This is a genomic window from Aureibacillus halotolerans, from assembly GCF_004363045.1.
Taxonomy (GTDB): domain Bacteria; phylum Bacillota; class Bacilli; order Bacillales; family DSM-28697; genus Aureibacillus; species Aureibacillus halotolerans.
On sequence record NZ_SNYJ01000007.1, the window covers coordinates 72,727 to 96,599 of the forward strand.

Below are 23,873 nucleotides of genomic sequence, written 5' to 3' on the forward strand. Positions count from 1 at the left end.
GGACAAAGGTGGGAGCTTTATGGCAAGTACTCGAAAAAAAAAGCAAACGAAAAAAAAACGTGTGTTACTCAACCAATTCTATTTTGAAATCTCTGGACTGTTATTGCTCGTACTGACGGTCATTACAGTTGCGCAGCTTGGTGCGGTTGGTCTTGCACTCTATGAACTTGTGCGATTTTTGGCTGGAAGCTGGTATTCATTGCCTTTATTTGCGTGTCTTTTACTTTCACTGTATTTTATTTTCAAACGCAAATGGCCAGCCTTTTTTACGCGTCGTTTGTCCGGCGCATACCTCATTGTGCTTTCTGTTTTATTGTTTTCTCACGTGAGTTTGTTTGAGACACTATCAAGACATGGTGTGTTTGAGGATCCATCGGTCATTCGCAATACATACCAGCTGTTTATGCAAGAAGCATCCAATCCTGCGATGACGGTTCAGCTTGGCGGAGGTATGATTGGTGCGGTTTTTTATGCCCTATTTCATTTTCTTTTTGCTGCGACCGGAACACGTATTTTTGCCCTCTTTATCGCAGCCATTGGGGTTCTTCTTCTCTCAGGAAAATCATTGCATGACTTGTTTGGCAGAGTGTCGGAGTGGCTTGCCGCAGCGTTTCATTCAGTTAAAAAGAACGTTCAGGAAAGCTTGACGCAATGGAAGCAGAACAAGAGCAACCAGGCCTCAAAACCTTCCAAACGCAGGGAGTCTAGAGAAGTCCTTGAAAATGATGATGAGGCTGCTGAGATAGAAGATGAATCTGTAGATCAGCAGGCGGCGCCAATCATTGCAGATTTTACTGAAACAGCTTACGGACAAGATGAGCCAATGGCACAGGCATCACCTCAAGCCGATCATCCTAACGAACTAGTGCAAGACGAAAAGGGTAGTGACGACCAACAAGAGCAGCAAGATCAACAAAAAGCGGACGGTTCTGTCACTCTTGTCATGAGAGAGATGGAAAACAAACAATACAAACTACCAACATTTAGTCTTTTGTCGCCTCCGAAAAGCAGCAATCAATCGACGGAGAAGCGCCAACTCGCTGCGAACGCAAAAAAATTAGAAAAAACGTTTCAAAGCTTCGGCGTCAATGCAAAGGTCACAAAGGTCCATCTAGGACCAGCGGTGACAAAATACGAAGTGTATCCTGATGTTGGCGTGAAGGTGAGTAAAATTGTGAATTTAAACGATGATCTTGCACTTGCCTTGGCAGCAAAGGACATTCGAATTGAAGCTCCGATCCCTGGGAAATCTGCTGTTGGTATTGAAGTGCCAAACAAAGAGGTGGCAATGGTCAATTTGCGTGAAGTGCTTGATACAAAAAACGCGCATAGCTCAAAAAGTCATTTGCTCATGGCACTAGGGAGAGATATTTCGGGAGAAGCCATTTTAGCTGAATTAAATAAAATGCCTCATTTGCTCGTGGCTGGTGCAACAGGAAGCGGAAAAAGTGTTTGTGTTAATGGCATCATTGTCAGCATATTGATGAGAGCAAAACCACATGAAGTCAAAATGATGATGATTGATCCTAAAATGGTTGAGCTGAATGTATACAATGGCATTCCCCATTTATTGGCTCCTGTTGTGACAGATCCAAAAAAAGCATCTCAAGCCCTTAAAAAAGTCGTGTCCGAAATGGAAAGAAGGTATGATTTGTTTTCCCATTCTGGCACACGAAACATTGAAGGGTACAATGACTATGTGAACAAACAAAATGCGCAACGGGAAGAACAGCAGCCGCAGTTGCCATTCATTGTTGTTATCGTAGATGAATTGGCAGACTTAATGATGGTGGCTTCTGGGGATGTTGAGGATGCGATTACACGGTTGGCTCAGATGGCAAGAGCGGCAGGCATTCATCTCATTATCGCCACACAACGCCCTTCTGTTGACGTTATAACAGGCGTCATTAAAGCCAATATTCCTTCCAGAATTGCTTTTAGTGTGTCGTCTCAAATCGATTCAAGGACCATTCTTGATTCTGGTGGCGCTGAGAAATTGCTCGGTCGCGGAGATATGCTCTTTATGCCTGTAGGTGCCTCACGTCCTGTTCGTGTGCAAGGCGCTTTCTTGTCTGACGATGAGGTCGAGCGCGTTGTCGAGCATGTCATTACCCAGCAAAAGGCACAATACCAAGATGAAATGATCCCAGACGATACTCAAGAGGTCACCTCAGATGTCGAGGATGACCTGTACCATGAAGCTGTAGCGCTTATCGCTGACATGCAAACGGCTTCTGTTTCAATGCTGCAACGTCGGTTCCGAATCGGTTATACAAGAGCAGCGAGACTTATTGACGCGATGGAAGAGCGGAATATCGTCGGTCCATATGAAGGGAGCAAGCCTAGGGAAGTACTTGTTTCAAAGCCGTCTGACGAGCCGTCAAGCCAAAGTTCGTAAACAAGGAGGACCAAACCATGACAAATCAATTTACAGAAACAACAACGTCGATCGACGCACTACAGGTGCACGTCTTGTCTTGCACCCAATTTAAAACAAATACGCTTTATTTAAAGCTTCATGCGCCACTTGATTCAGACACCGTGACAAAACGCGCCTTGCTTGCGCATGTACTAGAAAGTGGTACTGAGAGATTTCCATCAACTAAGGCGCTTCGTTCTGAGCTAAATCGCCTGTATGGTGCCTCTTTTAATGTGGATGTATCTAAGAAAGGCGATCAGCATGTAATTACGTATCGGATTGACATTGCGAATGAAAAATTTCTTGGCGCCAATGAAAATCTGCTTGAAGCTGCTGTGACGATGTTATCGGATGCACTGCTTCGTCCTGCGAAGGATGGCGAGCTCTTTAAGGAAGCCAATGTCACGAAAGAAAAGCGTGCGTTAAAGCAACGTCTCGATGCAATCGTCGATGATAAAATGCGCTACGCAGGTGTTAGACTCATTGAGGAAATGTGTGAGCAAGAGGTCTTTCGTCTGCATCCTTATGGAGATCGGGCATCCATTGACAACGTTAGTAATGACGAGTTGTTTGCCTACTATAAGCAGTTCTTGCAAACGGAGCAAATGGATCTTTATATTGTTGGGGACGTCCAAGCAGACACCGTCGTTCCAATCATTAAGAACGCCTTTGCCTTCAGTGGAACACGTCAGTCCCTGCCTGAGGTGAAAGAAGAGCAGGTCGTATCTAAATCAGACGTCAAGGAAGTACAAGAAGCGCAGGACATACAACAAGGAAAGCTGAACATCGGCTACCGGGTGCCTGTTGCGTATGATTCAGAGGATTATTATGCTTTGCAGGTGATGAACGGCATTTTTGGTGGATTCTCACACTCAAAGCTTTTCACGAATGTCCGCGAGAAGGAAAGCTTAGCTTATTACGCGGCCTCACGTCTTGAGAGTCACAAAGGGCTTTTGCTCGTCATGAGTGGGATTGAATTTGAGCAGTTTGATAAAACGAAGGCGATCATCATTCAACAAATGGATGATATGAAAAACGGCGTTTTTACCGACACGGAAGTGGAACAGACGAAAGCAATGATTGCGAATCAATTGCTAGAAATGATCGACACGCCGAGAGGCATTGTTGAGATGCTTTACAATAATGTTATTGCTGGCACAAAACGATCTGTAGAAGATTTTCTACAAGGCATCAACAATGTGACGAATGAAGCGATTGTGAATGTCGCCCAAAAAGCACAGCTTGACACTGTGTACTTTCTCAAAGGCTTAGAGGAGGAACAACATGGCTCAGAAAAAAGTATTTGATCAATTAGACGAAACGCTTTTTCACGAAACATTGACAAATGGCTTAGACGTTTATGTGCTTCCAAAGAAGGGATTTAATAAAACCTTCGCCACATTCACAACAAAATATGGCTCCATTGACGATCACTTTACCCCATTAGGGCAAAAGGAATCGCTTCAAGTACCAGATGGAATTGCTCATTTTTTAGAGCATAAGCTTTTCGAAAAAGAGCACGGCGATGTGTTTCATGATTTCTCGAAACAAGGAGCCAGCGCTAACGCCTTTACATCTTTCACACGAACAGCTTATTTATTTTCAACAACAACCAATGTAGAAAAAAACCTTGAAACATTGCTCGACTTTGTTCAAGAACCGTATTTTACAGAAGCGACGGTCAACAAAGAGAAGGGCATCATCGCACAAGAAATTAATATGTACAACGACAATGCTGATTGGCGGTTGTTTTTTGGGCTCATTGAAGCCATGTACCATAAACACCCCGTGCAGGTCGACATTGCTGGGACAGTAAAATCAATTGACCGTATTACAGCTGATCTACTTTATACATGCTATAAAACGTTTTATCATCCGAGCAATATGCTTTTGTTTGTAACAGGCAATGTGCAGCCTGAAGAAGTTTTCAAACAAGTTCGTGACAACCAGGAGAAAAAACCATTTACGGACCAAGCCCCTGTCGAACGTTTTTTTGAGGAAGAAGATAAAAGCGTTTCTGAGGCAAAAAAGGTCATTCACATGACCGTACAAACGCCAAAGTGTTTAATTGGCTTTAAAGATCCCTCACCAACAAGGCAAGGGAAGGAAATGTTGCAGCACGAGGTGGCAGTCAATGTAGCGCTTGACTATTTGCTCGGCAAAAGCTCGTCTGCCTATGAACGTCTGCTGGATGAAGAAATCATTGATGAGAGTTTTTCATTTGATTATACCCAAGAGGACGGATTTGGCTTTTTGTCCGCTGGCGGTGACACTACAAAGCCGGACCTATTGGCTGAAGAAATTTCCGCGTTGCTTCTTGACGCGATTTCATCAGAGTCGCAGTGGGACGCTCAGCATGTCGAAGAGATCAAAAAGAAAAAAATTGGCGGCTTTCTTCGCTCTTTGAATTCACCGGAGTACATTGCGAACCAATTTACACGCTATCAGTTTAATGAGATGAATTTATTTGATGTTGTTCCTGTGCTGGAACAATTGTCATTACGTGATATTCAAGCAGCTCTGAAGGCTGTCGTGACAAAGGATGGGCAAGCGGTTTGTCAAATCCTTCCGAAATCGTAGAGCGTAAGAAAAAATGAAACACATCTTTGTAACCGGTGCGAGTGGAGCCATTGGGCGAGCCATATGTGAAGCCTTGCTTCAGCAAGAGGTCACTGTTTACGCGCACTATCATACAAACCGTGCAGCTATAGACAACTTACAGCAGCAAGCGCAAGAGTTAAACAAGAAGGTTGTCGCCGTGCAAGCCGACATGACCTCTGCGACCGGAGCACAAGAATGTCTTGATCAATTGCCATCAGAACTCGATGTGTTGATTCATGCGGCAGGACACACCGTCGAAGGGCTGTTTCAGGAAAGTACGGATACGCAGCTGGCGGGCTTGCTCCAAGTCCATGTGCAGCAGCCTCTCGCGCTCACTCGTCATTTTCTTCCATCGATGTTAAGGAAGCCGTATGCTCGTGTTGTTTTTATATCCTCTGTTTTTGGTCAAACTGGTGGGGCGTATGAAAGCATGTACTCGACTGCGAAGGGTGGACAAATTGCGTTCGTTAAAGCACTGGCTAAAGAAACCGCACGTACAAAGCTGACCGTGAATGCTGTAGCACCTGGGGCTATTGAAACTCCAATGACGACTAAGTTGTCGCAGGAAGACCTTGAAGCCTTGACCATGGACATTCCTGCAGGTCGACTTGGGCATGTAAAAGAAGTGGTTCATGCGGTACGTTATTTTCTTGATCCAGCTTCACAATACGTGACGGGACATATTCTCTCTGTAAATGGCGGTTGGTACACGTAACCGTGCATAGAGTAACCTGAAGATGCGCAAGCTAGGATATGAAGTCAACTATAGGAGGTTGAAGGCATGTCCATCCTGGATAATTTTGATTCATGGAAAGGCTTTTTAGGAGACCGTCTCGAACATGCAGAAGGGCAAGGGTATGACCAAAAAGCCATTTCGGAAATCGCATTCCAAATTGGCGGGTATCTTGCAGAAGAAGTCGAAGGCAAAAACGAAGAAGAGCGTATTTTAGCTGAGCTTTGGAAAGTCGCTGACGAAAAAGAACAGCATGCCATCGCAAATATGATGGTCAAGCTTGTGAAACAAGGCGGAAACGACCACAAATAACAGGGCCAAGTTTGGCCCTGTTTTTTCAAGTTCTAACGGGTGAATTTAGATGTGTGAATGGCCACTAATGAAGCCGATTCCGTAATCAATTTTGACGATGTCCTCTTGGAATGATAGCTTTGCATAAGAATGATACATTGATGTGTCACATGGCCTATATCTTTATGTTAAAATGGAGAAGATTGACTGTATAGAGATAAAAGGGGGAAGATATGGAAGGAAAAGAATGGTATCTTGAATACGAGATTCAGCGTGATCGTCCAGGGTTGCTCGGTGATGTCGCGTCCCTTTTAGGCATGTTAGGCATAAATATTATAACCATTAATGGTGTCGATAATTTACGACGTGGCATGCTTCTAAGAAGTGATGAAAGCCAGCAGATAGAAAATTTAGAAGCGATACTTTCAAATATGGAAAACATTACGATCACAAAGCTCCGGTCGCCAAAACTCCGTGACAGACTGGCTGTTCGTCATGGTCGGTACATTCAGCGAGATGCGGACGACAAAAAGACATTTCGGTTTGAGCGTGATGAGCTTGGTTTGCTTGTTGATTTTATGGCAGAGCTTTTTAAACAGGATGGTCACCGTCTTATTGGCGTGCGCGGGATGCCTAGAGTTGGCAAAACCGAATCGGTCGTTGCCTCAAGTGTTTGTGCGAACAAACGCTGGTTGTTCATATCATCGACAATGTTAAAGCAAACCATTCGTGACCAACTTATCGACGGCGAGTATGCCGAAGACCAAATTTACATCATTGATGGCATTGTTTCTGCACGAAGGCACTCAGAGAAACATTGGCAGCTTGTGCGAGAAATGATGCGTATGCCGGTAACGAAAGTTGTTGAACACCCTGATATTTTCGTGGAAGCAACCGAATATGATATGAACGACTTTGATTATATTATTGAGCTTCGATCGACTCCGGACGAAGAGATTACATACAAAAATGTGGATTGGCGACCGCATGACGATTTTAGCGGTCCACACCAGTTTGATTTTTAGTCTAAGTGTGGCAGGTGTTTCCTATGACGGAACTAGGACAGTATTTAAAAGAGCATCGTCTGACGCAGCAGTTAACACTCAATGAGCTGCAAACACGCACAAAAATACAAGCGCGTTATCTTCAGGCGATTGAAGAAGGAAATTATGATGCATTGCCAGGGCATTTTTATGCACGTGCATTCGTGAAGCAATATGCAGAGGCGGTAGGACTATCACCAGATGAAGTGTTTGAAGCCTACGAAAAAGACCTTCCGCAGCATAAAGTGCCTGATGAGCTCCCGAGTCGTTTGGCACGGTCTAAAAGCACGATGCATGTATCAGCAGGACGGTCAAAATTCGCACGCGTATTCCCGAAGATTCTTATTGTGCTCGTCTTCTTAATTGCTGTTATCCTCGTGTATACGTTCATACAAAGAGCGACACCAAATGAATCGGCAGACGCTAATCAGGATAATTCGCCAACTGTCGTATTAGATGAAGGCAATCCGTCTACAACAGAAGAGGATCCAGACGTTCCTGACAGCGCTGCGGATAGTGAAGGCATGGGCACTTCTTCTGGTGAGGATGAGAAAACGGATGAGTCTACGACAAATGAGGAAACCACAGAACCAGTATTAACAGTAACTCCTACGACAGACCAAGGCGTCACAACAACTTACGAGCTCACAAATGCACCAGATTCGTTTGAATTGACCTTTGAGGTGACGGGTAGAGCCTACATTGGTGTTCGCACAGCTGACAGAAGCATAATAGAACAAAATACACTGTCTCCGGAATCAGGCGAATGGACAGTGGATATGAGCCAACACGACACGATCAACCTTCGCTTGCCTAGAGCTTATGATACAAAAGTGACTGTGAATGGAATTCCTCTTCAATATGAGGTGTCACCAACTGAGCAAAAGGATCAAACGATTGTGATTACAAAGGCAGGGAATGAAACGGTCGAAGGCGAATAAAAGGAATGGTCAAAAACCTGGCTGTCGCGTCAGGTTTTTTGATGTACACGAATTATCAAAGGTACATATAGTGCAAGATTAACTTTTTAAGAAGGAGGACGACGTTATGAATTTGCCGAATAAAATTACAGTTGGAAGAATATTTCTCATTCCCGTTTTTATGGTGTTTATGCTTGTTCCTCTACCTTTTGGAGCCGTTGAGATTGGCGAAATTACGTTTCCAATTGCCCATATGATTGGCGCATTTATTTTTGTTTTCGCATCGTTAACCGACTGGGTGGATGGCTATTTGGCGAGAAAACACAACTTGGTCACTAATTTCGGAAAATTTATGGACCCTCTAGCAGATAAATTACTTGTGTCTGCTGCGCTGCTTATTTTGATTGAAATGGGGGATGTTCCAGCTTGGATCGCCATTGTCATTATAAGTCGTGAGTTTGCTGTTACGGGTCTTCGCTTAATCGCTGCTGCAGATGGCACGGTGTTAGCTGCAAGCCAGTTGGCGAAGTTTAAAACGTGGACACAGATGATCGCGATTGTGGCGTTTTTACTTTACAATCTTCCATTCGCACTTTTTAATTTTCCATTTGCCACTATTGCACTATGGGTTTGTTTATTTTTCACTGTCATTTCTGGTTGGGATTACTTTGTGAAAAACAAGGAAGTCGTTCTTTCATCAAAATAACAAAGGGGTTTTCATATGAATGCTGAAATCATCGCTGTTGGATCAGAGCTACTGCTCGGTCAGATCGCCAATACGAACGCGCAGTTTATTTCAAAAGAACTCGCAGAGGTCGGCATTAATGTGTATTTCCATACGGTTGTTGGAGACAATCCTCAGCGACTAAAGCATGTGATTGAAACAGCGGAGCAACGTGCCGACGTCTTGCTTTTTACTGGGGGACTTGGTCCAACAAAGGATGACTTAACAAAAGAAACTGTTGCGCGTCATCTTGGCGTCCAGCTTGTTCATGATCCAGAAGCTTTGCACTATATTGAAGACTACTTTGCTTCTGTAAACCGTCAAATGACCCCAAACAACCGCAAGCAGGCGCTCGTTCTGGAGGGCTGTGAGGTGTTGAAAAACACGACCGGTATGGCACCGGGTATGGCACTGACTAAGCAAGGCAAAGTGTACCTTATGTTTCCTGGACCCCCACACGAGCTTCAGCCAATGTTTCTAAAAAGTGCTCTGCCTTATTTGACCAATACCTTTCCTGAGCTGGATCGCATTGAGTCACGAGTGCTCCGTTTTACAGGTATCGGTGAGTCGCAGCTTGAGCATGAGTTGGAGGATCTCCTTAGTGCCCAAACGAACCCGACGATTGCGCCACTCGCAAAGCCCGGAGAAGTCACCTTGCGTTTAACGGTAAAGCACCGAGATCCGCAGGAGGCCAAGCGACTTCTTGATGCGTGTGAAGAGAAAATCAAAGCGCGCGTGGGTGAATATCTTTACGGCTATGGAGAGACAATGCTTCCTGAAGCACTCGTTCACACGCTCAAAGAAAAACAACAGACGGTTGCTGCGGCAGAGAGTTTAACAGGAGGCATGTTTGCCGATGCACTGATTGCCGTCCCAGGTGCGTCAAGCGTTGTTAAGGGAGGCGTCGTGTGTTACCATCCCGATCTAAAAGTTTCATTGCTCTCAATCCAACCAGACGTAATAAAGACGTATGGAACGGTCAGCGAAGAGTGCGCGAAGGCGATGGCGGAAAACATTCGGCGAATCGCTGGAGCTTCAATTGGAATTGGCTTCACTGGCGTAGCAGGACCAGATGATTTGGAAGGGAAAGCACCAGGTACCGTCTACATAGCCGTAGCCACTGAAAATGGCACTACCGTGGATTCTTTTCGATTTGCAGGGTCGCGTGCGTCTGTCCGAAACCGTGCCGTCCGTCAAGGCATGGCGTTGCTCCTACGCGGGGAATAGTCAAAACAGTGCTCCTTGTTCGTTTGAACAAAGATGCACTGTTTTCATTTTTTGTGTTTTTGCTTCCCTTCAAAAACAACGACAGAATGGTCGTCTTTGCTGACTCGCCGATAAGGCGAACTGAAAGAGAAACATTCGGGCAATCGTTCTTACAAAACTTGAGATTGATATCGTTTGAATTTTATTTTTCCGAATAAATGTTCGCTTTTTTGTTGGCAAAAGGAATAAAAAAATGTATGATAGATATAGAAAGAGTTTATGAGGAGGAATTCAAATGAGTGATCGTAAAGCAGCGTTAGATATGGCGCTTCGACAGATAGAGAAGCAATTCGGTAAAGGATCCATTATGAAGCTTGGCGAACAAAGTGATCGGAAAATCTCAACAACTTCAAGTGGGTCGCTAGCGTTGGATATTGCTCTTGGTGTTGGTGGGTACCCAAGAGGACGTATTATAGAGGTCTACGGTCCAGAATCCTCTGGGAAAACGACGGTCGCTTTGCATGCCATTGCCGAGACACAGCAAAATGGAGGAACAGCAGCCTTTATTGATGCCGAGCATGCCCTTGATCCGGAATATGCTCAGAAGCTTGGCGTTAATATTGATGAACTGTTGCTCTCGCAGCCGGATACTGGTGAACAGGCATTAGAGATCGCAGAAGCTCTTGTTCGGAGCGGTGCTGTTGACATCCTTGTTATTGATTCTGTTGCCGCTCTTGTTCCTAAAGCAGAAATTGAAGGAGAGATGGGGGATTCGCACGTTGGTTTGCAAGCTCGTCTCATGTCTCAAGCTCTACGTAAGCTTTCTGGGGCGATTAGCAAGTCGAAAACAACTGCGATCTTCATAAACCAAATCCGTGAAAAAATAGGCGTCATGTTCGGAAATCCAGAAACTACGCCAGGGGGTCGTGCATTAAAATTCTATTCCTCTGTTCGTCTTGAAGTACGCCGTGCAGAAACGTTGAAGCAGGGCAATGATATGGTCGGGAATAAAACGCGTATTAAAGTCGTCAAAAATAAGGTAGCTCCGCCTTTCAAACAAGCGGAAGTGGATATTATGTATGGCGAAGGAATTTCAAAAGAAGGGGAAATTCTTGATATTGGTTCTGATATTGACATTGTCCAAAAGAGTGGCGCTTGGTATGCCTTTAATGATGAACGCTTAGGTCAGGGGCGTGAAAATGCAAAGCAATTCCTCAAAGAAAATGTAGAAATTCGTAAAGTTATTCTGGAAAGCGTTCGGAGCCATTATAACCTTGACGCGCCGAAAGTTACTCCAGAGGAAGAAGATGCGGATGATCAAGATAAGCTTGATCTAGCTTAACAACGTTACCCCCGTTACGCATAGCAATAATAAATGAAACGAGCCACCTTGATAACGTCTGTCTTCAAGGCGGCTCGTTTTTTGCGTAAAGAGAAGTTCCTTACTCAACTTTCGTACCTAGAATTTACTTGATATAAACGGGGAAAACCGGCACATTGGTTCAACTCGCTTTTCTATTTATTTCGTTTTACGAGACCGAGCCAAAGTAAAAACAATTTACGCAGAAACAAACATGAGCGTAGTCAAAATACGTAGACTCCTGCGGGAACAGCGCGAGCTGAAGATCCCGGAGGAAAGCCGCTTTTGCTTTCCGAGGAAGCTGAAGCCGTGCCCGCGGAAAGCGAAGTATTTTGACGAAGCGGTCGTGTTTTCTTTGCCGTTGGAGTCCCGTTAGTGGCTGCTTTTGATGATGCACTCATTTTATATGATGTGACATGAAATAAAAAGGGACTCAACTTGTTAATTATAGTGTAGAAATCCGCTGTTACTATAAGGCGATCTTTTAGTAAATACAGGATTGTGAGCATTGGCACCTTTAGATACTGAGTACAGCAGGTGTTGTTCTCAAAATGTCAATCGATCTACCCCACCTTGCTTCCACTCAGGTACAGCAAGCGTTGAGGTGATTTTTGCTCTGCGAAAGTTGTTTTACGTAGCACCAGACAAAACAAGCAGCGAAGAAAGTGCACGATTCTAGATCAACCCATTCATGCAGAATGAAATCGTTTGCCATATCTAAAATGAAAAATTTTAGGAGGGTCGGAGTTGCCATATAGGCAATGAGCACCGGACAAAACAAACCAACAAAGGATCCGAACGATTCGCATCCGCCTGAACCAAAGGGGATTGCTTGACATTCCGTGCTTGCAGCCGTAAAATTACGATGTATAATTCTTTACTATACACAAAAGTAAATAATGGTATTGTGCTGTATGTTGACTTCTGCTGAGTAGCAATATACATGCCGACATGAATGGAACAACTAAGATGTTTAAGGCAAGGAGGTGAACTCGTGTGCCATCAATGAATGATTGGACAGTGTTTCTCATCTCTAATGTTGTTATCTTAATCGTCGGCGCAATCGTCGGTTATTTTGTTCGCAAATCCATTGCAGAAGCGAAAATTTCCAGTGCGGAGAACGCAGCGCAGCAAATCGTGGATGAAGGTAAAAGAGAAGCTGATGCCTTGAAAAAGGAGGCTCTCCTGGAAGCAAAGGATGAGATTCATAAGCTTCGAACTACCACTGAAGAAGAAGTACGCGACCGAAGAAATGAATTGCAGAAACAAGAAAATCGGATATTGCACAAAGAAGAGAACCTTGACAGGAAAAGTGAAAATGTAGACAAACGTGAACTTTCACTTGAGAAAAAAGAGGATTCTCTGGCGGTGAAGCAACAACAAATTGAAGAGATGAAAAACAAAGTCGATCACCTAATTCAAATGCAGCATACAGAATTGGAACGAATTTCGGGATTGACTAGTGAAGAAGCACGACAAATGATTTCTCAAGAAGCAGAAAAAGAGCTGTCCCATGAAATGGCAATTATGATTAAAGATCATGAGAACCGTGCGAAAGAAGAGGCAGACAAACGTGCGAAAAACATTCTCTCTCTTGCTCTTCAACGATGTGCTGCCGACCATGTAGCAGAGACCACGGTGTCTGTCGTCAATCTTCCAAATGATGAAATGAAAGGCCGCATTATTGGGAGAGAGGGCAGAAACATTCGTACTCTGGAAACCTTGACAGGCATTGATCTCATTATTGACGACACGCCAGAAGCAGTCATTCTTTCAGGCTTCGATCCGGTTCGTCGAGAAACGGCTCGAATCGCCTTAGAAAAACTCGTTCAAGACGGACGAATTCATCCTGCACGCATTGAGGAAATGGTGGAAAAATCTCGTCGTGAGGTCGATGAACACATTCGTGAGGTCGGTGAACAAACAACGTTTGAAGTTGGTGTTCATGGACTGCATCCTGATCTCATCAAGATTCTTGGCCGTCTTAAGTACCGGACAAGCTATGGACAGAATGTGTTAAAGCATTCTACAGAAGTGGCGTACCTGACCGGATTGATGGCAGCTGAGCTTGGTGAAGATGAAAAGCTCGCTCGACGTGCTGGTTTGCTTCATGATATTGGCAAGGCTGTAGATCATGAAGTTGAAGGCAGTCACGTGGAAATTGGCGTTGAATTAACGACCAAGTATAAGGAGCACCCTGTAGTCATTAACAGTGTAGCTTCCCACCACGGAGACGCTGAAGCAACATCCATTATTTCAGTGCTTGTTGCAGCAGCAGATGCATTGTCAGCTGCTCGCCCAGGCGCACGAAGCGAAACACTTGAGAATTATATTCGCAGGCTTGAAAAGCTTGAGGATATCTGTGAATCGTTTGATGGGGTTGAAAAATCATTTGCGATTCAAGCGGGAAGAGAAATTCGTATTATGGTGCGTCCAGATGAAGTCAACGATGTTGAAGCACCTAGACTTGCACGAGACATACGAAAGCAGGTTGAGTCAGAGTTAGACTACCCTGGACATATTAAAATTACAGTGATTCGTGAAACACGATCTGTAGAGTATGCTAAATAAAGCGGCGATTCGCCGCTTTATTTATTTTTGGAAAAGAACGGCAGGAGGGACGCGTTCATTGGGACCTCCTGTCTTATCTATAAAGGAGCTTACAAATGAATCTATTGTTTATTGGTGATGTTGTAGGGAAGCCAGGCCGGCACATGATTGATGTGTATTTGCCGAAATTGAAGGAAAAGTATAAACCTCAACTGACGATAGTGAATGGTGAAAACGCCGCGAATGGTCGCGGAATCACTGAAAAGATCTATCGAGCATTTATGACTGCTGGTGCGCAGGTGGTTACGATGGGAAATCATACGTGGGACAATAAGGAAATCTTTGAATTTATTGATGGAGCGAAAAACCTAGTAAGGCCAGCAAACTTTCCTGAAGGCACCCCAGGAAAAGGCATCGTGTTTGTTAATATAAACGGTGTCGAAATTGCCGTCATTAATTTACAAGGAAGAGCATTCCTACCTCCTCTAGACTGTCCTTTTCTGAAAGCAGAAGAACTGATAAAAGAAGCGAAAAAACGGACACCATTCATTTTTGTTGATTTTCATGCGGAAGCGACTTCTGAGAAGATTGCCATGGGGTACTTTTTAGACGGCAAAGCCACTGCGGTTGTTGGCACGCACACTCATGTACAAACAGCTGACCAACGTATTTTGCCTCAAGGCACTGCCTATATGTCTGATGTAGGCATGACTGGACCATACGATGGCGTGTTAGGCATGGACAGTGAGACGGTGTTGAAGAAATTTACAACTGCACTGCCAGCAAGGTTTGAGGTAGCAGAAGGTAGGGAACAGTTAAGTGGCGTCTTTATAAAGGCAGACAGCCGCACAGGAAAAGCAATGTCGATCGAGCGGATTTTAATTAATGACGATCACATGTTTATTGAAGGCTGATCATTTTTTGGGACTGTCATCATGAAGTGCCGCCAAAAGGAATAAGAACGGACGTCTTGAATATATTTGGTAGAGCATCGACCTAATGAGACGAGGAGGAAACGAAGAATGGAAATATTAAAAGTTTCAGCAAAATCCAATCCGAATTCCGTTGCGGGCGCACTTGCAGGAGTATTAAGAGAACGAGGAGTAGCAGAGATCCAGGCTATTGGGGCAGGTGCACTTAATCAGGCTGTAAAGGCCGTTGCGATTGCTAGAGGGTTTGTCGCACCAAGTGGTGTGGATCTTGTTTGTGTTCCGGCGTTTACTGACATCCAAATTGATGGCGAAGAACGAACTGCGATCAAATTGATAGTAGGACCTCGATAACGATCAACTACGTCCATGCGAGCTGACAAAAGCAGCACGCTGGCTCAATCAGATGAAATCATTTTTTATTCACACACCAGTAAAAGAACCTGCCAATGGGACAGGTTTTTTTTACTGGCAATAAAAGCGAGAGGTTCTCTACTTGCGCATTGAAAACGCTTGTTTCATCAAAGCGCGAAGCTGAGAGAGGAGCAGAGTTGCGATAAGGGCAATGAGCACCGAACGAGGCAAAGCAACGAAGAAAGCGAGCGTTTATCAAAAGCCTGAATCGACAACCATCCGTTGATACTGTACGATATTGTTCAGGAGGTGTACGCATGGGTTTTTATGATTTTCATTGTGACGTACTTTACAAACTTTGGATGAATCCAACGCTTTCGTTTGCCAATAGTGAAGCACTTGATATTCATCTCGGGCGTTTAACGCGCCAAGGGGCAGAGGTGCAAACCTTTGCGCTCTTCGTGGCAGAAGAAGTAGCAGACATACAGCAATTTGACGTCGTGCTTGAAATGATCAATCTATACAACGAGCAAGTCCTTGCTCAGCCGCAGATAAAGCCAATTTTGACGAAGGCGGATGTAGAGAATTTAACGCCTCCAAACATTGGTGCCTTTCTTACGTTAGAAGGATGCGATGCAATAGGGAAAAGCCTTGATCGTCTGAAAATTTTACTTCATCTCGGCGTTCGCTCCGTTGGTTTGACTTGGAACGATGCCAATGCTGTGGCGGATGGTGTAGGCGAACCACGCGGGGCTGGGCTGTCTTTGTTTGGTAAGGACGTTGTCCGGACGTTGAATGAACACAACTGCTGGACGGATGTAAGTCATCTCTCGATAGCAGGGTTTTGGGACGTCATAGACCTGGCGGACGTCGTATGGGCGTCGCATTCCAACGCAAGGGCGATTGCCGACCATCCTCGCAATTTAAATGACGATCAAATCAAAGCGTTATTTGCTCGAAAAGGTTTGATGGGTGTTACATTTGTGCCTGACTTCATCCGCGTGGACCAACCCGCACGAGCAGAAGATCTTCTCACTCATATTGATCATTTGCTTGCTTTAGGTGGAGAGGATTTTGTTATTATTGGCTCAGATTTTGATGGCATAGATGAAAAGACGATTGGACTCGAAACCTATGATTCAATGCAATCGTTTAAAGACTTGCTTGCGTCAAGGTACGACAAGGAAATTGTCGACAAACTTACGAGAGAAAACGCTAGACGGTTTATGCTTGAGCATCTCCCGTCATAATAGGCTTACTCATTTGCAGAGCATGGTCTACAAAACAGTCATCCGCAGCCATGTTTTATACCCATCCAGGTTCGACAGCGAGCGTTTCCTTCTCCTGCTGTTTCAGTGGATGTACTTCATTAAAGAAGCAGGAGCGCTCATTCCAGTCGAGTCGCAATGAATGTTATCAAGCAGTTCATTACAAAGGCTACTATATAAGTAAAATGGATTTTAGTGACGGTGAATTCTCGCTTTTTTTGTAGACACGGAATGTTCAGAATGTTATGCTGTGGATTGGTAGTGGAGTTGTCAATATCCACTGCACTAACAACAAATGAATTGGCCAGTGAAGAAGTTGTAATGGCTTTTAATGAAATGCTCCCCAAAAGGTAAACAGATGAATGCAAAGATCTGTTTATTTTTTTTGGGGAGTATCTTTGACGAAAAGAAAATGTTTAAGGAGAAGTAAGATAGTTCCATAATAGGAATTCACTCGTTGCTATAAACGATTTACAGAAGAAGAATAGGAGCAATGAAATGAGCAAAAGGAAAGAAAAGACTTCGCATGGGTTTCTTAATAATATGAATTTTATGTTTCGTGAACAATGGAATTTTGAAAAGACAGCATTTTTATTCGCGCTCGTTTTTATTCTTTTTGATTTGACCGTTTCATTCATTGTCATATGGCTCCCAAAGGTTGTGCTGGATTCAATAAATCAATCGATTTCACCAGCTGCCTTTATAACGACGATTGGCACAATAACGATTGGGCTGATGTTTTTAAAATATTGGAGCCATTATTCGGAGCAGGGGGTTTTAAAAAGCGCAGTCAACATATTGAACATGCATTTTTATATTAAAAAGGATTGGAAAATTCTCGATATGGATTACTCCCTGTCCTCGTCTGCACAAGGCAAAATAAAAATTGAGAGAGGGCATAATGCAACAAGCAGAAATATATATGTGAATATGGCCTCTTTTTACCCTAACAGTGCATATTTATTGAAAGCTATCATCGGTTTCATTTCTTTTAGTGCGATTATCCTCGTTTTGAATCCAATCATCATCTTGATTTTAATCATCAGTTATCTGGCGAGTGCCTATGTTTCTTTTCTAGTCCAGCGAATGGAACATAGCTTCAAGGATGTGCGTGCTGAAATCGATAGTAAATTGTATTACCTACTTGAAGAGATTAATCACCATGCATTTGCAAAAGATATCCGTGCTTACAATATGAAAAGTTGGATTAACGATACGACTCATCTATTTATGGACGAGAAGTATAGATTGGAAAATCATATTCAAACAAAGCACTTCATGCAAGGACTGTTTGACGTGTTTCTGTTTATGATTCGAAATGGCGGAGGCTATGTCTTTTTGATCTGGCAAATGCTCACCAGTGATATGACTATTGGTGATTTTATTTTCTATTTTGGTGCAATTACGGGGTTCAGTGAGTGGTTGAAGCAAATTGTTATGAGGTTTAAGAATCTGACCAACGCGAATTTTTCAGTTGATGATTATCGTTATTTGATGGACACAAAAGATGCATCTAAAAGAACGAAAGGGGCAACCTTACCTGCCTATGATCAACCTGCAGAACTTGTGCTCGAGAATGTTTGTTTTAGTTATGAGGAAAGCGATCGAGTTTTTATTAACCAGCTTAATCTTAAGGTTTACGCAGGTGAAAAACTTGCCATCGTTGGAGCTAACGGGGCAGGTAAGACAACATTGATTAAACTAATTTGTGGTCTTCTGCATCCAGTAAGTGGGCGTATTTTATTAAATGGAACGGATAGTAAAGAATTTAACAGAGACGACTATTATTCTCTTATTGCTGCTGTGTTTCAAAATGTAAGCTTGCTGCCAATGAGCATTGCAGAAAACATAACATTCTGCAAGGAATCAGAATTTGATACGGAGAGGTTATTGGATGTCATTCAAAAGGCTGAGCTAAGCGAAAATATCAACGAGCTCAAAGACGGCTATCATACAAATCTTCTCCCATCGATTACTGGAAATGGCGTTAATTTGTCTGGTGGCGAAATACAAAAACTCATGCTGGCGCGAGCTCTTTATAAAGATGCACCATTGCTTATTTTGGATGAGCCAACCGCTGCCCTTGATCCCATTGCCGAAGATTTGATGTACCGACGATACGATAAATTAACAAAAAATAAAACATCACTTTTCATCTCCCATCGGCTTTCATCTACTCGTTTCTGTGACCGAATTATCTTTCTAGAAGATGGCCAAATCTGTGAAACGGGATCACACGATGAACTTATGGCGCTTGGAGGAAAATATAAGGAGGTTTTTGATATTCAAAGCCATTACTATAAAGAGAACAGTGGAGTGAAGTTACGGTGACCATAATACCCCGTATAAAAGCGTTCGTTGCTGAATTCCACATTATGAAACGTGCATGTGCGTTAGTAAGGGAATTATCGCCAGGGTACTTGGAGTTCAATTTGATTAAATCATTACTGGATGCTACGGTTCCTTTCATAGCTATATACGTAGCTGCACTGATTATTGATGAACTGGTCGGAGATAAAAATCTAAATGTATTGCTTGTATATGTCACCCTTTCTGTTGGAGGGACTGCTTTTTTTACAATTATTACGTTATTTCTAACGAAAAAAATAGATGTGCTAAATGCAATGTTTATCATCAGAATTAAGAAGTATCTTAATGACAAAAAATATTCAATGGATTACGCGATGCACGAGAACCCTAAATACACGGAATTGCATGCTAAAATCGTAGAAGTTATGTTCTTAACAAATGGTGGGATGTCTTCAGTGACAAAATTATTAAGTGATATTTGTCATCATTTAATTTCACTCACCATTGCCACTGGCATATTAATAGTCTCTTCACTTGATACAAGTACAGTAGACGGCAGTTTTAGTTGGGTTTCAATCTTATTTTTTATTTTGACATTGGCCGTTATCGTGATAAGTGTGTTTTTTTCAGCCAGAAATTCAAAGATTGTAGGCGAGAAAGAATACAACTTAACTCAAAACAGTTCAACAAACAAATATCTAGATTACTATCATTATCATTACATGGAGGATGATCAAGCTGGAAAAGATATACATTTATTTAATCAGAGAAAATTAATAATTGGTGAGGTGCTTTCAAAGGGGCGTTTACCTTGGATGAAAGTGTTGAACGGAAGGTACAGCCTTCATCAAAAATACTTTGGGATGAATGTATTAATCTCAACCTTTGTCGGTGGATATGCGTATATTTATGTCGGACTCAGAGCTCTTGCAGGACATATTACCTTAGGCAGTGTCATCAAAAGTTATGCGTCAATAACCATCCTCATTTTTAATATCAATGAATTATTCATTGCATTATCCCAAGTCAAAAGCAACAACAGATATTTACGTTCGTTTTTTGAATTTATAGATGCAACTTCTGAGCAACAATCAGACAAACAACTTCGTATAAAAAACTGTGAGACTTGGGAAGTCGTATTTCACAATGTCAGTTTTCGATACCCAAACAGTGATGATTACGTAATTAAAAATGTGTCTATGAAAATAACCTCCAATAGACGTGTTGCTATTGTTGGGATGAACGGCTCCGGAAAAACGACAGTGATTAAGTTGCTTTGCGGGTTGTATCAACCAGATGAAGGGTGCATCACTTTAAATGGGAAGGATATTAGAGATTATGACAACGAAGAGTATTTAAAATTGTTTAATGTGGTGTTTCAAGATTTTCAGCTGCTCTCATTGCCGATTGGAGAAAACATTGCAGCTTCCCGGGACTACGACGATGACAAAGTATGGAAATCATTGGAGGTCGCGGGCATTGATGACTATGTCCGGGGATTGCCCCATAAACTCAAGCAACCCATCTATAAATATGTTCATGCGTATGGTATCAATCTCTCGGGAGGCGAAGAACAAAAAATGGCGATAGCACGTGCACATTATAAAAATGCGCCATTCGTCATTCTTGATGAGCCAACAGCAGCGCTGGACCCGGTTGCTGAATTTGATATTTATAATCGGTTTAACGAAATGATTGATAATAAGGCAGCAGTGTTCATTTCCCACAGACTTTCTTCATGCAAATTTTGCGATACAATTTATGTGTTCGACCATGGGGTACTCATTCAAAAGGGATGTCATGAAAAGTTATGTAAAGATACAGCAGGCAAATACTATGAATTATGGAATGCTCAAGCGCAATATTATAGTTGAAAATGAGATGATTTCATAAGGCAAATTTGTTGGGTGGCGAGACTTCTGGCGGCTTGCCGGAAACTTAAGGGAAGTCGATAAGGACTGATCTCGTGAGCTGGCTGAGCTTTCAAGCGTAAATCATCACAAATGGACAACGACTAACCTTGTTCATATGAGAAAAACTTTGTTATAATAGCACAGGCTGTACAAGCTATCCAACAAGGGTGTGCAGTGGAAGAGGAAAGGGTGTTACACAATCGCATGACTAAGAACTTAACGTCTACAGATGAAAAGCCTTTAAAGGAGAAAACCTCTGAAGACTTTGCGAAATATTTTCAAACGACCTATCAACCGCCGTCGCTAAAAGATGCGCGTCGCCGGAGAAGAAAAGATATTGATATTCATTATGATTTTGACATACGTACTGACATGCAACAGGTCGGTGTTGGGAAGCGCTTTTATATTCGCACGTACGGTTGTCAAATGAATGAGCACGATACCGAGGTTATGGCAGGAATCTTTGAGGGAATGGGCTATGAAGCGACAACGGATGTGAACGATGCTGATGTGATTCTTTTGAATACGTGCGCCATTCGTGAGAACGCTGAAAATAAAGTGTTTGGTGAGATTGGGCATTTGAAGCCACTGAAGCTTGAAAAGCCTGATCTACTCATAGGTGTTTGTGGATGTATGTCGCAAGAGGAATCAGTTGTGAATCGGATTTTGCAAAAACATCCGTTCATTGATATGATTTTTGGCACACACAACATCCATCGTCTTCCAGACATCCTTCGCGAAGCCATTTTCGGTAAAGAAATGGTCATAGAAGTTTGGTCGAAGGAAGGCGATATTATTGAAAACCTTCCAAAGGTTCGAAAAGGCCAAATTAAAGCTTGGGTAAATATCATGTATGGCTGTGATAAGTTTTGCACGTATTGCATTGTTCCTTACACACGTGGGAAGGAACGAAGCAGGCGCCCAGAAGACATTATTGAAGAGGTTCGCCATTTAGCACGAAATGGCTACAAAGAGGTAACGCTCCTTGGGCAAAATGTAAATGCGTATGGGAAAGACTTTGAGGATTCCTCCTATGGGTTAGGCGATTTAATGGAGGAACTTTCAAAAATAGACATTCCGCGTTTTCGATTTATGACAAGTCATCCACGCGATTTTGATGACCGCTTGATTGATGTGCTTGCCAAAGGTGGAAATTTAATGGAACATATCCATTTGCCTGTGCAATCAGGAAGCAGTGAGATTCTTAAAATCATGGGAAGAAAATATTCGCGTGAGCATTATATGACCCTTGTTGCAAAAATGGAGGAGCGAATCCCGAACGTTACCTTTACAACCGATATTATTGTTGGTTTTCCGAATGAAACGGAGGAACAGTTTGAGGAAACGTTGTCGATCGTTCGTGAAGTTGAGTACGACGCGGCATACACCTACATTTATTCGCCAAGGGAAGGAACGCCCGCCGCAAAAATGGAAGACAATGTACCTATGGAGGTCAAGCGTGAGCGTTTGCAGCGATTGAATCAGCTCGTGAATGAGCTCTCATTAAAGAAAAACAAAGTGTTTGAAGGACAAGTCGTTGATGTACTAGTTGAAGGGGAAAGCAAAAAGAACCCGGATGTATTATCAGGCTACACACGCAAAAGCAAACTAGTTAATTTTAGAGGACCTAAATCACTTGTAGGCAAAATCGTCCCCGTTTACATTACCGGGGCAAAAACGTGGACGTTGGACGGGGATTTGGTTACAGAATCGAAGAGGTGATGGAAATGGCAGCATTTACGAGAAATGAAGTAATGGAACAGGCAAGAAAAATTGCTGAAATGATCGCAGAGACTCCTGAGGTAGATTACTTCAAGAAGGCTGAGCAACAAATCAATGAAAATACAAAAATACAAGAATTGATCAAACAAATCAAGGCTGTTCAAAAGCAAGCTGTTAACTTGCAGCACTATGGCAAGGGTGAAGCTTTGCAAAAGTGTGAAGAGCGCTTGGATCGACTGTTTGAGGAACTTGATGACATTCCTGTTGTGCAGGAATTCAAATCCTCCCAAAACGACGTCAATGACTTGCTTCAAATTGTGGCTACGACAATTTCATCGAAGGTGACTGCTCATGTGATTGAATCCACGGATGGCGATGTCATCAACGGATTGACAGGCTCGGCATTAAAAAATGAAAAGTCTTGTGAAACGGCTGAAAAATAATTTTTCGCGCACAACATGCATTCGGCATGTTGTGTTTTTTTCATTTAAGTGCACAAATCTTTTGCCCTGTACACACTCTTGGTCATGATCTCGAAGCCTTCTTCATACAATGAGAACAGAGCGTAAGGCTACGAAACAGCAGCCACGTCCGTAAAAAGTACTTTTGCTGTTCTATGTCAAAGGAAGCTTCATAAAATCTATGGAAGAAACGACTTTCGATCGTCCTACTAGGCATTTGTCACACTTGATGTGCACACTGCATACGATATGGGGACAGCTGAAGAAGGAGGTTTGGACTTTCATGGCGAAAAGAGGTCATTCAGTGAAGTACAGAGAAATTATTGTCAAGGCGGTTTGCGGAAAAGGCAAGAAATTTACGCAGTGCACCCACACCATCTCACCGAACTTTAAACCAACCAGTATTCTTGGGTGTTGGATTATTAATCATCGCTACGAAGCAAAAAGAAAAGGCGATTGTGTTGTTGTAGAAGGGCGTTACGATGTAAACGTCTGGTATTCGTGTGAGAACAACACGAAAACGCAAGTAGTTACGGAGACGATTAGCTATAAAGATGAAGTGCCCTTGAAGGTAAAGGATGAGCATTGCATTGGTGAAGAAGAGGAAGTGGTTGCACGTGTGTTGCAGCAGCCCAACTGTTTAGAAGCCAACATTTCCGAGAAGGGCAGCAAGGTTCTCGTGGAAGTGGAAAGAGAATTTATCGTGGAAATAATCGGTGAAACCAAAATACGCGTCAGTGTGCACCCAGATTCACGCTGCGATGACGACTGGCAGCGGGTGCTTGAAGAAGAGTCCTTTGAAGATCTTGAAACCGATTTTCTTTCTGCAGAAGAAGAGTAGGGCTAGGAAGCGGACACTTCCTAGTTTTTTTGTTGTTTAAGTTTTTAGCTGATTTCAAGCAGATTATTTATATCTAATTCAAGCGTTTATTCGTAATAACTTAACCGCTTCGTCAAAATACTTCGCTTTCCGCGGGCACGGCTTCAGCTTCCTCGGAAAGCAAAAGCGGCTTTCCTCCGGGATCTTCAGCTCGCGCTGTTCCACCCTAAAGGGTACAAGTGCAACATC

The 23,873-nt window shown here is 43.0% G+C and carries 19 protein-coding genes; all 19 read left to right on the plus strand.

What is annotated here, in order from left to right; genetic code table 11:
* Positions 1–19 precede the first annotated feature (19 nt).
* Positions 20–2,398, plus strand: coding sequence for an FtsK/SpoIIIE family DNA translocase (locus EV213_RS09950; RefSeq protein ID WP_133580383.1), 2,379 nt, complete (start codon positions 20–22; stop codon positions 2,396–2,398).
* 17 nt (positions 2,399–2,415) lie between these two features.
* Positions 2,416–3,726, plus strand: a complete 1,311-nt coding sequence (gene yfmF / locus EV213_RS09955; protein ID WP_133580384.1) for an EF-P 5-aminopentanol modification-associated protein YfmF — start codon at positions 2,416–2,418, stop codon at positions 3,724–3,726.
* A complete protein-coding gene (gene yfmH, locus EV213_RS09960) occupies positions 3,704–4,999 on the plus strand; it encodes an EF-P 5-aminopentanol modification-associated protein YfmH (protein WP_133580385.1) in 1,296 nt (431 codons plus the stop codon). The genes yfmF and yfmH overlap by 23 nt, the downstream gene beginning before the upstream one ends.
* Before the next feature lie 13 nt (positions 5,000–5,012).
* Positions 5,013–5,735 carry an elongation factor P 5-aminopentanone reductase gene (gene ymfI, locus EV213_RS09965; protein ID WP_133580386.1) on the plus strand — a complete coding sequence of 241 codons (723 nt, stop codon included), beginning with the start codon at positions 5,013–5,015 and terminating at the stop codon, positions 5,733–5,735.
* A 66-nt stretch (positions 5,736–5,801) separates the two neighbouring features.
* A complete protein-coding gene (locus tag EV213_RS09970) occupies positions 5,802–6,065 on the plus strand; it encodes a DUF3243 domain-containing protein (protein ID WP_133580387.1) in 264 nt (87 codons plus the stop codon).
* A 212-nt stretch (positions 6,066–6,277) separates the two neighbouring features.
* The gene (locus tag EV213_RS09975; protein WP_133580388.1) at positions 6,278–7,069 is read left to right on the plus strand and encodes a YmfK family protein; all 792 of its coding nucleotides are present in this window, start codon (positions 6,278–6,280) and stop codon (positions 7,067–7,069) included.
* A gap of 23 nt (positions 7,070–7,092) precedes the next feature.
* Complete coding sequence (locus EV213_RS09980) at positions 7,093–8,028, plus strand: helix-turn-helix domain-containing protein (protein WP_133580389.1); 936 nt, start codon at positions 7,093–7,095, stop codon at positions 8,026–8,028.
* 106 nt (positions 8,029–8,134) lie between these two features.
* The gene (pgsA, locus tag EV213_RS09985; protein ID WP_133580390.1) at positions 8,135–8,713 is read left to right on the plus strand and encodes a CDP-diacylglycerol--glycerol-3-phosphate 3-phosphatidyltransferase; all 579 of its coding nucleotides are present in this window, start codon (positions 8,135–8,137) and stop codon (positions 8,711–8,713) included.
* Positions 8,714–8,728: 15 nt separating this feature from the next.
* Positions 8,729–9,958 carry a competence/damage-inducible protein A gene (locus tag EV213_RS09990; RefSeq protein ID WP_133580391.1) on the plus strand — a complete coding sequence of 410 codons (1,230 nt, stop codon included), beginning with the start codon at positions 8,729–8,731 and terminating at the stop codon, positions 9,956–9,958.
* A gap of 274 nt (positions 9,959–10,232) precedes the next feature.
* Positions 10,233–11,279, plus strand: a complete 1,047-nt coding sequence (recA, locus tag EV213_RS09995; protein WP_133580392.1) for a recombinase RecA — start codon at positions 10,233–10,235, stop codon at positions 11,277–11,279.
* A gap of 1,023 nt (positions 11,280–12,302) precedes the next feature.
* Positions 12,303–13,868 (plus strand): ribonuclease Y, encoded by a 1,566-nt coding sequence (rny, locus tag EV213_RS10000; protein WP_133580499.1) that lies wholly within the window; start codon positions 12,303–12,305, stop codon positions 13,866–13,868.
* A gap of 95 nt (positions 13,869–13,963) precedes the next feature.
* The gene (locus tag EV213_RS10005; RefSeq protein WP_133580393.1) at positions 13,964–14,761 is read left to right on the plus strand and encodes a TIGR00282 family metallophosphoesterase; all 798 of its coding nucleotides are present in this window, start codon (positions 13,964–13,966) and stop codon (positions 14,759–14,761) included.
* A 108-nt stretch (positions 14,762–14,869) separates the two neighbouring features.
* Positions 14,870–15,130 (plus strand): stage V sporulation protein SpoVS, encoded by a 261-nt coding sequence (gene spoVS / locus EV213_RS10010; protein ID WP_133580394.1) that lies wholly within the window; start codon positions 14,870–14,872, stop codon positions 15,128–15,130.
* Between the two features lie 317 nt (positions 15,131–15,447).
* Positions 15,448–16,380, plus strand: coding sequence for a dipeptidase (locus EV213_RS10015; protein ID WP_133580395.1), 933 nt, complete (start codon positions 15,448–15,450; stop codon positions 16,378–16,380).
* Positions 16,381–17,058: 678 nt separating this feature from the next.
* Positions 17,059–18,729, plus strand: coding sequence for an ABC transporter ATP-binding protein (locus tag EV213_RS10020; RefSeq protein WP_166639246.1), 1,671 nt, complete (start codon positions 17,059–17,061; stop codon positions 18,727–18,729).
* 101 nt (positions 18,730–18,830) lie between these two features.
* The gene (locus EV213_RS10025; protein WP_166639247.1) at positions 18,831–20,582 is read left to right on the plus strand and encodes an ABC transporter ATP-binding protein; all 1,752 of its coding nucleotides are present in this window, start codon (positions 18,831–18,833) and stop codon (positions 20,580–20,582) included.
* A gap of 243 nt (positions 20,583–20,825) precedes the next feature.
* Positions 20,826–22,343: a tRNA (N6-isopentenyl adenosine(37)-C2)-methylthiotransferase MiaB gene (gene miaB / locus EV213_RS10030; RefSeq protein WP_133580398.1), complete on the plus strand. Its 1,518-nt coding sequence runs from the start codon at positions 20,826–20,828 to the stop codon at positions 22,341–22,343.
* A gap of 5 nt (positions 22,344–22,348) precedes the next feature.
* Positions 22,349–22,786, plus strand: coding sequence for a YlbF/YmcA family competence regulator (locus EV213_RS10035; RefSeq protein ID WP_133580399.1), 438 nt, complete (start codon positions 22,349–22,351; stop codon positions 22,784–22,786).
* A 301-nt stretch (positions 22,787–23,087) separates the two neighbouring features.
* Positions 23,088–23,645, plus strand: coding sequence for an outer spore coat protein CotE (gene cotE / locus EV213_RS10040; RefSeq protein WP_133580400.1), 558 nt, complete (start codon positions 23,088–23,090; stop codon positions 23,643–23,645).
* The last annotated feature ends 228 nt before the right edge of the window (positions 23,646–23,873 follow it).